The organism is Brasilonema sp. UFV-L1 (genome assembly GCF_012912105.1).
In the GTDB taxonomy this organism is placed as follows: Bacteria; Cyanobacteriota; Cyanobacteriia; order Cyanobacteriales; family Nostocaceae; genus Brasilonema.
This window is the reverse complement of sequence record NZ_QMEA01000156.1, coordinates 1-14,415: the sequence shown is the minus strand read 5'-3', so window position 1 is coordinate 14,415 and position 14,415 is coordinate 1. Positions and strand designations below refer to the sequence as shown.

The window sequence follows — 14,415 nt, the reverse complement described above, 5'->3', positions numbered from 1 at the left end:
GAAGTAGAAGGAGAAAGAGATTTTTCTTGCTGCTATTAACCCCGCTTTCGTTCTCTTGAGACTACTATGCCTACGGCACGGCTAGCCGCTTTCTTGGGCTGCGTAAACGCTTAAAAGAAATGACTTAATGACTTGACAAAGTAAAACTAATATGTCTTAAAAAATTCTATTTCAGAATCAGACCAATTCTGAATGGCAAGAACAGCTACGACAGATGTAGATCAGTTAATTTCAGAAACTCCTGCGGGCACGCTGCTTTGTTGGCACAAGCCTCCGCAGGACTTACGCGATAGCTAGCCCCTTAGGGGGCCTGCGCTAACGCTGCTGCAAGGAAGCGCAGATCGCATTAGGACAAAAGTCCTGTTTAAATTTAGTACTTTCTATCTACAACACAAAAGTTAGATTTGGGACTTTTCCCTCATTTCAGAAAAAAGACAAATTCCTATGATTTAGATGTCGAACTCAATAAATTGCTAACAGGGTCATAATGAAACTCAAACTTATAGGGATGTTGTCTTCAGTCATTGGGCTTGCTTGTGTAGCTGTTCCTTCAAGCGTACAAGCTTTACCTACCACGCAAAATCAAATTTTGCAGGCGCAAAACTTTCCACAAGGAGGCAATCAATTTCCCAATTTAAACCTGAGTGATGACCAAAAACAGCGTTTGGAAGAAATTAACGAAGAAACTAAAGAAAAGATTGATGCCGTTCTGACATCGGAACAACGGCAGAAGTTAGAAAAAAAGAAAGCTCAAATGAGAAACTCTAGAGGTGGGATGCAAGGTGGTTCTGGTGTTCCTATGCGTCCGCCAGGAGAGGGCAAAAATCCTTTTGCTGAACTGAATCTCAGCAGTGATCAAAAAGAAAAAATTCAAGAAATTGCCCAATCATCTCAAGAAAAAATTAAATCAGTTTTTACTGATGAGCAGCGCCAACAACTAGAGCAATTTCGGCAAAAGATGCCAAAGCGATCTTCGTCAAGACAAGGCTAATCAACCTAACCCAATTTCAAAAACACCACCCCATCAAGCTGATGGGTTTTTTTATACAATTTCGCTTTTCCTGTAAACAAAAAGAGGTCTACATGACCTCTTCACAACTCCCTACAATTCGTATTTGATCTATAAAAATGACATAAAAAATGACATTAAGCCAAACCAGTATTCATTCCTCGCTTACCAGTTGCTAACTCTACCTTAACAATTGTGCCACCCATTTTTTGAATCCGTTGCTGTTCACTAAACCAGTTTTCGTAGGGAACAAGTTTTGTGAAGTAGGTATTTTGCAGTTCACGCTGAGTACGAGTTCGGGTTTTGCTAGGAACACAAGCAGTCACTTTAAACAACCTTGCCATGTTTTGATATCTCCCTTATAGCGATGTGGAAAGATGTGGAAATTTTTTTATTTCAAAATTCTGAGTGGATATTTTTATCTGATCACTCAAAGGCTGGAAATCAAGCATCAATACTAGACCTCTAACACTCATCATACATAAGTATTTAGCAAGATAAGCGATTAAATCTTCTAGCACTCACGATTGATTTCCAGACCTTACCTAAGATAGCCGCACTCAAATTCTCAAGTGCAACCTAGCTTTTAGCTTAAGCCAGAGGAAATATAGTCGAAGTAAACACCCATTTCCTTACCAGCATCAGGACCGACCAAGCTAGCTGTTACTTCTTTCATAGCTTGGATAGCTTGCACAGTAGCGCCAACGGGTACACCTAAGGAGTTGTAGGTTTCTTTCAAACCATTTAACACGCGCTCATCTAGGATAGATGGGTCGCCTGCCAACATAGCGTAGGTAGCATAGCGGAGGTAGTAATCTAAGTCGCGGATGCAAGCAGCATAGCGACGGGTAGTATACATGTTACCGCCGGGACGGGTGATGTCAGAGTACAGCAGGGATTTAGCCACAGCTTCTTTGACGATCGCAGCAGCGTTTGCAGCAATGGTTGTAGCCGCACGTACGCGCAGTTCACCAGTAGAGAAGTAGCTCTTGAGTTTATCTAATGCACTGGTATCAAGGTATTTACCTTGAACATCTGAAGAGTTAATAACAGCGGTAATTGCGTCTTGCATGTTGTTATTTCCTTATTTCCAACCGTATTGCAACACTTGTGTTTCACCAGGGAAACAGGTGTACTCAAAAAGTTCTGAGTTTTGCACAGCGTAGACAAACTAGCGGCTTCTCACGTTGAGTGGAGCTTAACACGCTAACGCCAAACGCCAGCGCTCAGACTTTATCCCATAGCACCGATTACGTAGTCGAAGTAAGCGCCAGCTTCACCAGCGTCTTCAGCAGATAACAGCGTGCCAGCAACGCTCTTCATCGCGTTCACACCAGCAGCAACTGCATCAATGGGGGTACCAAGGGATTTGTACATTTCGCGGACACCCACAATCCCAATTTCTTCGATGGGGGTGACATCACCAGCCACAACACCGTAAGTGACGAGGCGGAGGTAGTAATCCAGGTCACGCAAGCAGGTAGCGGTCATTTCTTGACCGTAAGCGTTACCACCAGGAGAAACAACATCAGGACGTTTTTGGAAAAGTTGGTCACCAGCTCCTTTGACGATACGCTCGCGATTGTCTGTTAAGACTTGAGCAATGCGCAGACGCTTTTCACCACTGGTAACAAAGCTCTTGATCCGATCTAGTTCGCCGGGGCTGAGATAACGAGCTTCTGCATCAGCATTCACGATGGACTTCGTGACGATACTCATTAATGGATTCCTCCAGTACTAATGAAACCAGAATATTAAACTGGTGCGACTTTAAATTTGGCTTACTGAGTTTATTTTCCCGCTTTTTAGACACAACAGCTCAACAACTGTTGCAACTAGTACATGGCGAGTTCACTTGAGTCGTTGGTCGTACACAAGCTTCTAAACTCATCTACCTTCCGGATTTATTTTCCGGCATTCTGTTGAGTAACTATTACTGCTCTTAACACTTTGTAACATTGCTTTTCATATGTCCTGTTGTTTTAACAATCTCAAAGCAATGTAAAGCAGACTGGCACTAAGAAATCTGCGTTCCCGTTGGGGGAACACAGAACCATAGTTTGGAGCGTTTTTTGGAGGAGCAAGACTTACGGTTCAAACGGAAGTGTCCTCCTCTGATGCTGGCTTTATCTCAAGCTGATCATTTCGTAAGCACAGCCAGAGATAAGCTAACTCAGACTACTTGACCAAATCAGCAGCAGCTGTCACGCTACCGAGGTAATTACCTGCTGGTAGAGATGGGAAGCGTGGATAAGGTACAACATCCTCACCGAAGTACTGAGCATACTCAGAGCTATTGACCATCGTTTCTACAGCAGCTTTTATACCGCTATCTACCAGTAACATATTGTACTGACTAATCTCCGCTTGAGTCGCTGGAGCACGTCCCAACAGGTGGCGGAAGAGGAACTCAACTACCTTGGTATTGGGATAAGAGCTACAGAAGCGCTGGCGATAGATTTCTGAATTCGCAAGTTCACGAACAAATTCTCTGACAGAAATTTCACCCTTGTGCAGTCTGCTTTCTAACTCAGTATGGTGGAAGTTGTCAGGAATTTGATCGTTAGACACATCCATCACTTGACAGTAAAGAGCGTTTATAACCTGCTCTATTTCAGCTGGGTTTGCTCCTACTGTCAGGCGGTAAATGCGAGCTGGGTTGCGGCGGGTTGTTGTATCCACACCAACTTCAACTGAGTGTCCGTAACTACCATTCGTGGAACGACCTAGTTCAACGGGTGTACTAGATATCCCTGAGACAACTGGTATCTTGGTAATATCTAAGCGCGGTTGCACTGGCTCAAAGCTGGGGACAACGATATCCTGGTTTTGTTTGGTCAGCTGGTTGTAAAGCTTTTGAGTATTCGGGAAGTTCGCTGCTGGTAAAGTCGGGAAGCGGTTGTAAGGCACCGTATCTTCACTAAACGCTTGGATATATTCCGGACTGTTGACCATTGCCCGGATAAATGCGCGAAGACCTTGTGTTGCTAGTATTTGATTATACTTACGTATTTCCGCTTGATCCAGTGGAGCGCGTCCGAGGAAGTGCTTGGTTCCTAGCTCAATCACTTTGGTATTCGGATATGGCGCATAGAATTCTTTTTGGTATAGATTAGAACAACCTAAACCTTCAATAAATTCCTTAACAGTGATTTCGCCATTACCCAGTTTGCTTTCAAGCGCTGTGAATTCATTCTTGACAATGTAGGGTTCAATATTGCGCTCGAAAATCTGACGATAAGCCGCACCGATAATAATTTTCAGAGCAACTTTATCGTTGAGACCTGATACCAACTTAAAGACTTTGGTTTGTTCGCGCTTCTTGCTAACGCCTTGGTTGATGCGGAACTGAATTTCGGGTTCTGTCCGTATTGCTTGAACATGACCCAACTCAACAAAGCGTGGAGTTGTTTCCCGCTCAACTTTTGTGCCGATATCTTCGCCGATGCTACCAACGCGCAGTTTCCGCGCAGCTACACCACCAGGAGTCAGATACCGTTCATAAGGAACTGTATCTTCACCAAATGCCTCACTGTACTCTACGCTATCAATGATGGCGTCAACAACTGCGTACAAGCCCTTCTTGGAGGCGATGTCAAAGTACTTGTTGTTTTCTTGACGACCGTAAGTCGGACGACCTAACAAGCGGCGATGAATGTACTCAATCGCCTTCATGACGTACAGAGGTGTCCAGTACATCTTGCGGAACACATCCGACTTAGCTAAAGCGCGGATAAACTCCCGCACAGAAATATCGCCATTTTCCAGCTTAATTTCTTGAACCTTCAGCCGCTGTCCGTCGTAAACATCGCGACCGAAAACTTGTAAGTAAGCTCCCCGAATCACTGCTTGCGTAGAGCTTTCTGAGTACTTGACACTGAGTCCAGTTGGTGTCTTTTTACCTCTTGTACCAGGCAGTTGATCCAACTTGAATACCTTGGGACCAAGGGTACCAGGAATCTCGCCCCGTGCCCTAGGATTACTGTTTTGATTATTAATCCCTGGTCCTTGGTGAATCAGGATGCGCTTGGTATCCTTACCAAAAGGAGCTGGACTGGTGCTGGGATTCCTGGTTTCTTTCGGGAAAATTGCCCCAAACTGAATTTCCAAGGGGTCATTACCAGAACCATAAGGATGCTGGTCTGGTAGTGGTTGGTTATAAGCTGCAAATGTCGTGATAAATTGAGGAATTTTGCGGAAAGGCGCACTGTAGTTAAACAGGTCTTGCTGTGGTCCCCAGTTACGACATTCTTGTGCTTCTTGTCCCAGACCTCGAATGTAGGGTACAGTTTCTTCCCCAAAGTAATCAGAGTATTCCTCAGAATCTACCAAAGCATCAATTAATGCTGACAAACCGCCTCGAGAAACGATGTCAAAGTACTTTTGGACTTCTTCGCGGCTACTTGGTCCCCGTCCTAAGAAGTGACGGAAAGCAAGTTCTAAAGCACGGCTGTTGATAAATGGCAGGAAAAACTGTTTTTGGTAAAGCGGAGATTTGCCAAGGCGACGGACAAATTCTTTCATGGTAATTGTGCCGTTCTTCACCTGAGATTCCAGGTAAGAAATCGACTGACCATAAGCACGGGTAATATCGCGCTCAAAAATTTGTCTGTATGTCGCTTTGATAACCTCATTTTTCTCAACGGCTGATAACCCAGGCTTCATCACAAACTTGGGACGCCGTTCTGACGCATTGAAGTAAATTTGAGGTAATTGTAAACCTTGTTGGTCGCTAGAAGGACGTTGGCGCAGTTTACTAGAAGGAGAAGGTGCTTTGAATTCTGTAATCAAAACATCCATGTACTGAGACACAATATCTGCTGCCTCAGCATCCTTACGAAAATATGAAAGCGCTGCAGCTTTGATTTCTTGCAAAGCAACAATTGTCGCTTCACCAGAACAAGCGTTTTCAATAATTTCTCGCAAACCGCGCGTGTTGACAGCGATAATGTTGGGGTCACCAGCCACAATCGCGTAGGTCGCATAGCGCAAAAACCATGATAAGTCCCGCAGGCTCTTAGCCATATTTGCCGGACCATAACGGGCGACGTTGATTGGTCGGAAACCAGGAGGAGTCGGACCACTGGGTGAAGAGTTAAAGATTGCCCCCAAATTCGCTAAGAAGCCACCACGACTTTCTACGTAGGTGACAGTTCCTAGCTTCATGGTATCTCTAACATCAGCAGATGCCGCAGCCATCGCCATTTCTGGTTCTCTGGGCTTTTCTAGGAAAGACATTGGCGAACCACCAACAAAAATCCGGTTGGCAGCACGAGAGACAATAATCTCTGAGTTTTCCGTGAGCGTCTGGGCGATTTCTAGACGCTTGGCACCAGATGCAAAATACCTTGCCAGTGCATTTAATTCGCCGGCTCCCAGAAAGCGGTCTTGCTGCTCCGCTTGGGAAATTGTTGAGACTGCTAGGGTTTGATAAAGTTGCGGGCGTGCAACTGAGCTTCCACCACTTGCCTTAACACTCATCGGATTTGTAAAACTCCTATCATATTTTTTTTGTGTTAAGTCTGGGTTGCTTTTAGGCTTGACACATTGGTGCAGTTGTGCGTTAAGACTGCCGCCTTGAAGACTGCCAAAAAAAATTAACCCAGTCAGCTTTTAGATTAGAACGTTTTGGGATTTCTCAGTAGCTTTATTAAGAAGTGTGTAGAAACTATAGCTCTGAAGTATTATGTCCTAAAGCAGATGCTGTAAGTATTCTGAGAAAATCTTTAAGATTTGTACCATTTCTTTATAAAGCGAGATTTCTGCCGAGTAAGTCACTCGCTTCGCTCAAATTCAAAATTCAAAATTCAAAATTCAAAATTAAAGACAATTAGTGGGAGCGCGTGTACCGCCACGCTATTGTTGACCACCCTTACGGGTTCACCAGTCGCCTACGGAGGAGCCAGTGCGGTCTTGGGGTCTCCCCAAGTGGAGCATCTGGCGTTGGAGACCCTCCTGCAGCGCTGGTTCACCAAATCAAAGATTATGGTGGGGGCGGGGTCCCCAGAATTAATCAATTCAAAAAAGATTCTTAATTTTTGAACTTTGAACGAGCGAACTTTGAATTCAAAAACGGTCAAAATACTCTCGTTCCCAGGCTGGAGCCTGAGAATGTAATCTTAGAGGCTTTGCCTCTAGTCAGGCAAGGAGGCAGAGCCTCTCACCGCTCGTTCCCAGGCTGAGCCTGGGAACGAGAAAGAACCTGAGTTTTTAGCGGATTTCGGAACAATGAAACAATCTTGGATCAATTATCTGTAAGTATTTGTGGTTTAATGATGATCAAAGAAAAAAAATTAAAAAAACTAAAATAAAAAATGACACAGGTTAGGCGATCGCTGCCCGAAAGACTTCCACTCCCTGTGAGACTATCGCGTAGCGTGCGCAAAGTGCATCTGCTGTTTTTAGCCAGCTTACCCGTATGCATAATCAGCGCTTTAGCGCCTTTGTCCACTGCAACAGCACAAGAAGTGAGTTCAGATGGAAGTGTATCGACCACCGTCACCAGCCCTGATGGAAAAAATTTCACCATCAACGACGGTACAACAAGAGGAACAAACCTGTTTCACAGCTTCAAAGAATTTTCTGTTCCCACGGGTGGTTCGGCTAACTTCAACAATGCAGCGAATATACAAAATATTATCAGCCGGGTGACTGGTGGTTCTAAGTCTACGATTGATGGTTTGATAAAAGCTAATGGTTCAGCTAATCTATTTTTACTCAATCCAGCAGGAATTCTTTTTGGACCAAATGCCAGCTTGAATATTGGTGGTTCATTTTTCGGAAGCACAGCCAATAGTTTTATCTTTGAGAATGGGTTTGAGTTTAGTGCGACAAATCTACAAGCACCGCCACTGTTAACTATAAATCTTCCGATTGGGTTGAGGTATGGGGATAACCCAGGGGAAATTCAAGTACAAGGACCAAAACACGACATTAATTTTCAGGATATCAAACAACAACCTCGTGACCCTGTTAACAGTACTGTACGTGGATTGGAGGTTGAGTCCGGGAAGACTTTAGCACTAGTTGGAGGTAAAGTATCGCTTGAGGGTGGTGTTCTCAAGTCATCATCAGGGCGTGTTGAAATCGGTAGTGTTGCAAGCAATGGCGTTGTAAGTCTGGCCTCAGTACAAGAAGGTTGGAAGCTGGGTTATGAAAGCATTGGCAGTTTTGGAGACATCCAGTTTTCTGGTAGAACGTTGCTGGATACTTCAGGAGATGGCGGTGGTTCGATTGCAGTTGCTGGTAAAAATATCAATTTCACAGGAGAGTCGATTCTACTAGCTGATACACTTGGCGATCGCAATGGAGAAGGAATCAGCATTGTTGGGGACGAGATATCTGTAATTTCGTCTGAAATCAGCAGTTTTACCTTCAGTTCAGGAAATGCTGGACAAGTTAAGCTTATTGCCAACAAATCTATTCTGCTTGAGAATAACGGTGGCGCGGGTACAAACACACGAGGATTGGGAAAAGCTGGAGAAATTACCGTCAAAGCTGATTCTATTGAAGTCAGAAATAACAGTGGACTAGGCAGCAATAGTTATGGTGCAGGGAATGGTGGGCAGATAACAGTTGAAGCTAATTCTCTAATGATTGAAAATCAATCTGGTTTTGGTACTGATTCTAATGCTGAAGGCAACGCTGGAGAAATCAACATTGTAGTCGGCGAGTTTGTACTCCGCAATTCTTCTGGCTTGACAGTTAATGCCACAAGCACAGGTAATGGTGGAAAAATCAACATTACAGCAAATTCTTTGCGGATTTCAGACAATTCGGCACTCACTAGTAGTACAACGCAAGGTAGCACAGGTCTTGGTGGAGAAATTAGCGTCAATATCGCAGGACCTTTAGTGCTACAAAATAACGCAAATATGAGTAGTAACACGGGAGGTACAGGCAACGCTGGGAAAATCAGCGTTACAGCGAATTCTTTAGTCATTGAAAATAGTTCGGGGTTCAATATTGGTACGGACCAAGGTAGCACAGGTCAAGCTGGAGAAATGAACGTTAAGATCGCAGGACCTTTGGAAGTAAAAAACTCAGGTTCAGCTATAAATAGCAGCACTAAAGGCACGGGTAACGCGGGAAAAATCAGTATTACGGCAAATTCTTTGCTGCTCGAAGACAATTCGGGATTCAATATTGGTACGGACCAAGGTAGCACGGGTCAAGGTGGAGAAATTAATCTTAATATCGCAGGACCTTTGGAAGTACGAAAGAACTCAGGTATAAATAGCAGCACTTCAGGCATGGGTGACGCGGGAAAAATCAGTATTACGGCAAATTCTTTGCTGATCGAAGACAGTTCCGGGTTTGGTAATGGTACAGAGCAAGGTAGTACGGGTCAAGGTGGAGAAATTAATCTTAATATCGCAGGACCTTTGGTAGCACGAAAAAACGGAGGTATGGATAGCAATACTTCGGGTACGGGTAACGCGGGAAAAATCAGTATTACGGCAAATTCTTTGCTGATCGAAGACAGTTCCGGGTTCGAGAGTACTACGAAGGAAGGTAGCACTGGTCTTGGCGGAGAAATTAATCTTAATATCGCAGGACCTTTGGTAATACGAAAGATCTCAGGTATTGATAGCAATACTTGGGGTACGGGTGACGCTGGACAAATTACTGTCAGTGCTGAATCTGTAGAAATCAGTAATGATAGTGGAATTAGTCTGAGAAGCCTAGGCAGTGGCAATGCAGGAAAGCTGAATGTACGGGCAAAAACCATAACTCTTGACAACGAGGGAAGATTGCGGGTTTCAGGTACAGGTAGTGGAAATGCTGGTACTTTGGAGATTGTGGCAGATACTATTAGGCTGAATAATAAGAGCCAGATTAATGCAACTACTACCTCTGGCAATGGTGGTGACCTTACATTAGATGTTGCTAACTTACTGCTGCTACGCCGTGAAAGTTTCATCTCTACAAGTGCAGGCACTACTGGTACTGGTGGAGATGGCGGCAACATTACGATAAACTCTCCATTAATCGTCGCTTTCCCTAGTGAGAATAGTGACATCACTGCTAATGCTTTCAGCGGTAGCGGTGGGAAAATCACAATTCGGACTCAAGGTCTTTTTGGAATCGAGCCTCGCTCTGAATTGACGCCTGAAAGTGACATCACCGCCTTTTCGCAACAAAACCCATCCTTAAGTGGTACTGTCAATATTAACACACCCGATGTTGACCCCAGTCGTGGGTTATTTAGATTACCACAAACTGTCATCGATCCTGCAGAGCAAATTGCCCAAAATCCCTGTCTACGTGGAGGTGGTGAATTCACCATCGTTGGACGTGGCGGCTTTCCAGCTGATCCGAATAAAGTCCTCAGCACTGACAATGCGCGTGTGGATTTAGTCAAGCCTGTCGCCAGTACAACGTCTAATAATTCAACAAGTACAACTAAGCAGCAACAGCCATCTACAAGTGCAACTGACAAACCGATAGTTCCTGCACGAGGATGGATATTTAATGAAAAAGGTGAGGTAGTGTTGGTTGCTTATGATCCTACCAAGACTGGTGTACAAAGGGATACGCAAACATCTACTAATAGTTGTGCTGTGCGTTGAGATGAAACCGGGTTTGGTGATAACCTGTCAAAACTTGTGTGGTCGAGTAGTAGGTTAGGCTTAAATAGTCGCAATCCAACAAAACTATACTGTACGCGGTCACAAACTGAGTTTTTGTCATGCTGAGCGGAACGGAGTGCAGCGAAGCATCTGGTGAGATTCTATGTCTTTCAGACACGCTAGCCCCTAAGGGGGCCTGCGCTAACGCTAACACTCCGCTATCGCTCCGTATGCCCTCTGGGCACGCTACGCGAACAGAATAACAGACTATGACCGTGCGAAGTCTATCGTGGGTGTTGAGTTTCGTTCCAAAGGTCCAACCTACAATTCTTCTTAACAGCAACCGTATTGGTTTTTCAGCGACTTAAGCGAAATCCGCCAAGAACTTGAGTTGTTAACGGATTAAGGAACAATGAAACAATTTTGGATCAATTATCTCTAAGCATTTGTGGTTTAATTATGATCAAATAAAAAAAATAAAAAAAACTTGAATAAAAAATGACACAGGTTAGGCGATCGCCGTCCGAAAGACTTTCACTCCCTGTGAGAGCATTGCGTAACGTAGGCAAAGTGCATCTGCTGTTTTTAGCTAGCTTACCCTTATGCATGCTCAGCGCTTTAGCGCCTGTGTCCACCGCAACAGCACAAGAAGTTTCTGCGGATGGAACTGTATCTACCACCGTCACCAGCCCTGATGGAAAAAATTTCACCATCAATGATGGTACAACAAGAGGAACAAACCTTTTTCACAGCTTCAAAGAATTTTCTGTTCCCACAGGTGGTTCGGCTGAGTTCAATAATGCAGCGAATATACAAAATATTATCAGCCGGGTGACTGGTGGTTTGAAATCTAATATTGATGGTTTGATAAAAGCCAATGGTGGAGCTAATCTATTTTTACTCAATCCAGCAGGAATTCTTTTTGGGGCAAATGCCAGATTGAATATTGGTGGTTCATTTTTGGGGAGTACAGCCAATAGTTTTATCTTTGAGAATGGGTTTGAGTTTAGTGCGACAAATCTACAAGCACCGCCACTGTTAACTATAAATCTTCCGATTGGGTTGAGGTATGGGGATAATCCAGGGGAAATTCAAGTACAAGGACGTGGACACGATATCAATTTTAAAGACGATATCAAAAAACCAGACGACGAACTTCCTGTGCGTGTTAACAATAGCGTTTCAGGATTGCAGCTTGAGTCCGGGAAGACTTTAGCACTAGTTGGAGGTAAAGTATCCCTTGAAGGTGCGATTCTCAATTCATCATCAGGACGTATTGAAATCGGCAGTGTTGCAAGCAATGGAGTTGTAAGTCTCGTCCCGATACAAGAAGGTTGGAAGCTTGGTTATGAAAACATCGCTAGTTTTGGAGACATTCAGTTTTCTGGTAGAACGTTGCTGGATACCAAAGGAGATGGCGGTGGTTCGATTGCAGTTGCTGGTAAAAATATCAATTTCACAGGAGAGTCGATTCTACTAGCTGATACACTTGGCGATCGCAATGGAGGAGAAATTAGCATTGTCGGGGACGAGATATCTTTTAAAGAGTCTGACATCAGGAGTTTTACCTTCGGTTCAGGAAATGCTGGACAAGTTAAGCTGATTGCCAACAAATCTATTTTGCTTGAGAATTACGGTGGGGCGAGTACAAGCACACTAGGATTGGGAAAAGCTGGAGAAATTAGCCTCAAAGCTGATTCTATTGAAATTAGAAATAACAGTGGGCTAGGCAGCTATACTTATGGTGCAGGGAATGGTGGGTTGATAAAAATTCAAGCTAATTCTCTACTGACTGAAAGTCAATCTGGTTTTGGTGCTTCTTCTTATGCTGAAGGAAACGCTGGAGAAATCAAGATTGTAGTCGGCGACTTTGTAGTCCGTAATCAGTCTGGCTTGGGAGTTTATGCTAACCAGAGCACAGGTAATGGTGGAAAAATCAACATAACGGCAAATTCTTTGCTGATTTCAGATCTTGCAGGGTTCACCACTGCTACACAGCGAGGTAGCACAGGTCAAGCTCAAGACATTAATATTAATGTCGCAGGACCTGTGGTGGTACAAAACTCATCAGCTATAAGTAGCGACACTAGTGGTGCGGGTAACGCTGGAAAAATCAACATAACGGCAAATTCTTTGCAGATTTCAGATGGTTCGGGGGTTACTAGTTATACGAAGCAAGATAGCACTGGTCTTGGTGGAGAAATTAATCTTAATGTCGCAGGACCTGTGGCGGTACAGTATGGATCATCCATAAGTAACAGCACTTCAGGTGCGGGTAACGCTGGAAAAATCAGCATGACGGCAAATTCTTTGCTGATTTCAGACAGTTCGGGGGTTACTAGTTCTACGAAGCAAGATAGCACTGGTCTTGGTGGAGAAATTAATCTTATTGTCGCAGGACCTGTGGCGGTACAAAAAGGATCAGGTATATATAGCGACACAAGAGGTAGGGATGACGCTGGAAAAATCAGCATGACGGCAAATTCTTTGCTGATTTCAGACGGTTCGGCGGTCACTAGTTCTACGGAACAAGGTAGCACTGGTCTTGGTGGAGAAATTAATCTTAATGTCGCAGGACCTGTGGTGGTACGAAACTCATCAGCTATATATAGTGACACAAGAGGTAGGGGTAACGCTGGAAAAATCAGCATGACGGCAAATTCTTTGCAGATTTCAAACCGTTCGGGGGTCACTAGTGATACAAAAAAAGATAGCACTGGTCTTGGTGGAGAAATCATTGTTAATGTCGCAGGACCTTTGATATTGCAAAATTCAGGTATCAATAGCAATACTGAAAGCACGCGTAACGCAGGACAAATCACTGTCAGTGCTGAATCTTTGGAAATCAGTAATAGTGGTGCAATTAGTACCAGCAATACAAGCATAAGCAGTGGCAATGCAGGAAACCTGAATGTACGGGCAAAAACCGTAATTCTTGACAACGACGGAAGATTGCGAGTTTCAAGTACAGGTAGTGGGGATGCTGGTACTTTGAACGTTGTGGCAGACACCATTAGGCTTAATAATCAGAGTTTGATAGATGCAAACAGTACCTCTGGCAATGGTGGCAATATCACACTAGATGTTGCTAACTTACTACAGCTACGCCGTAATAGCCTCATTTCTGCCACCAGTGGTACTCGTGGAAGTGATGGACAAGACGGCAATATAACTATCAACACTAAATTTTTAATCGCCTTCCCTCAAGAAGATAGTGACATCGTTGCGACTGGCTTTGGGCGTACCGTCGGGAGTAATGTTCAAGTGAATGCATCAGGAGGAATCTTTGGCATTCAGTATCAGCCACAACTGACTCCAGAAAGTGATATCGTTGCGACTGGAACAGTCACGCTCATCACTCTCAACACCGACCCCAGTGATGAGCTGTTTAGATTACCACAAATTGTCATCGATCCTGCAGAGCAAATTGCCCAAAATCCCTGTCTACGTGGAGGAGGTGAATTCACCATCGTTGGACGTGGCGGCTTTCCAGCTGATCCGAATAAAGTCCTCAGCACTGACAATGCGCGTGTGGATTTAGTCAAGCCTGTCGCCAGTACAACGTCTAATAATTCAACAAGTACAACTAAGCAGCAACAGCCATCTACAAGTGCAACTGACAAACCGATAGTTCCTGCACGAGGATGGATATTTAATGAAAAAGGTGAGGTGGTGTTGGTTGCTTATGATCCTACCAAGACTGGTGTACAACGGGATACGCAAACATCTACTAATAGTTGTGCTGTGCGTTGAGATCATGTCCAGTAAATGACTTGTGATACAGCAGATTTCAACTTCGTGAGGTACAGAAATACCCCACCCGCGCACCTCAAG

Annotated in this window: 7 protein-coding genes; 3 read left to right on the top strand and 4 right to left on the bottom strand. The window is 44.2% G+C overall.

What is annotated here, in order from left to right; translation table 11 throughout:
- The first annotated feature begins 487 nt into the window (after positions 1-487).
- Positions 488-991: a hypothetical protein gene (locus DP117_RS29370; RefSeq protein ID WP_169221736.1), complete on the top strand. Its 504-nt coding sequence runs from the start codon at positions 488-490 to the stop codon at positions 989-991.
- A 155-nt stretch (positions 992-1,146) separates the two neighbouring features.
- Here DP117_RS29370 and DP117_RS29365 read toward each other — a convergent pair whose 3' ends face one another.
- The 4 genes from DP117_RS29365 to DP117_RS29350 form a co-directional block, all read right to left on the bottom strand.
- A complete protein-coding gene (locus DP117_RS29365) occupies positions 1,147-1,353 on the bottom strand; it encodes a phycobilisome linker polypeptide (protein WP_169221735.1) in 207 nt (68 codons plus the stop codon).
- A gap of 242 nt (positions 1,354-1,595) precedes the next feature.
- Positions 1,596-2,081, bottom strand: a complete 486-nt coding sequence (gene apcB, locus DP117_RS29360) for an allophycocyanin subunit beta (protein ID WP_169221734.1) — start codon at positions 2,079-2,081, stop codon at positions 1,596-1,598.
- Positions 2,082-2,242: 161 nt separating this feature from the next.
- Positions 2,243-2,728: an allophycocyanin subunit alpha gene (gene apcA / locus DP117_RS29355; RefSeq protein WP_169221733.1), complete on the bottom strand. Its 486-nt coding sequence runs from the start codon at positions 2,726-2,728 to the stop codon at positions 2,243-2,245.
- 459 nt (positions 2,729-3,187) lie between these two features.
- A complete protein-coding gene (locus tag DP117_RS29350) occupies positions 3,188-6,490 on the bottom strand; it encodes a phycobilisome rod-core linker polypeptide (RefSeq protein ID WP_169221732.1) in 3,303 nt (1,100 codons plus the stop codon).
- An 833-nt stretch (positions 6,491-7,323) separates the two neighbouring features.
- On the opposite strand from DP117_RS29350, the gene DP117_RS29345 reads away from it, so the two are divergent.
- Both DP117_RS29345 and DP117_RS29340 read left to right on the top strand, forming a co-directional pair.
- Positions 7,324-10,581, top strand: a complete 3,258-nt coding sequence (locus DP117_RS29345) for a filamentous hemagglutinin N-terminal domain-containing protein (protein ID WP_169221731.1) — start codon at positions 7,324-7,326, stop codon at positions 10,579-10,581.
- Positions 10,582-11,079: 498 nt separating this feature from the next.
- Positions 11,080-14,334 (top strand): filamentous hemagglutinin N-terminal domain-containing protein, encoded by a 3,255-nt coding sequence (locus DP117_RS29340; RefSeq protein WP_169221730.1) that lies wholly within the window; start codon positions 11,080-11,082, stop codon positions 14,332-14,334.
- Positions 14,335-14,415 lie beyond the last annotated feature (81 nt).

Excerpts from the sequence above, each read along its gene's own strand:
- apcB (WP_169221734.1), bottom strand. The coding sequence starts at position 2,081 with ATGCAAGACGCAATTACCGCTGTTATTAACTCTTCAGATGTTCAAGGT.
- apcA (WP_169221733.1), bottom strand. The coding sequence starts at position 2,728 with ATGAGTATCGTCACGAAGTCCATCGTGAATGCTGATGCAGAAGCTCGT.
- DP117_RS29340 (WP_169221730.1), top strand. The coding sequence starts at position 11,080 with ATGACACAGGTTAGGCGATCGCCGTCCGAAAGACTTTCACTCCCTGTG.
- DP117_RS29350 (WP_169221732.1), bottom strand. The coding sequence starts at position 6,490 with ATGAGTGTTAAGGCAAGTGGTGGAAGCTCAGTTGCACGCCCGCAACTT.
- DP117_RS29345 (WP_169221731.1), top strand. The coding sequence starts at position 7,324 with ATGACACAGGTTAGGCGATCGCTGCCCGAAAGACTTCCACTCCCTGTG.
- DP117_RS29365 (WP_169221735.1), bottom strand. The coding sequence starts at position 1,353 with ATGGCAAGGTTGTTTAAAGTGACTGCTTGTGTTCCTAGCAAAACCCGA.
- DP117_RS29370 (WP_169221736.1), top strand. The coding sequence starts at position 488 with ATGAAACTCAAACTTATAGGGATGTTGTCTTCAGTCATTGGGCTTGCT.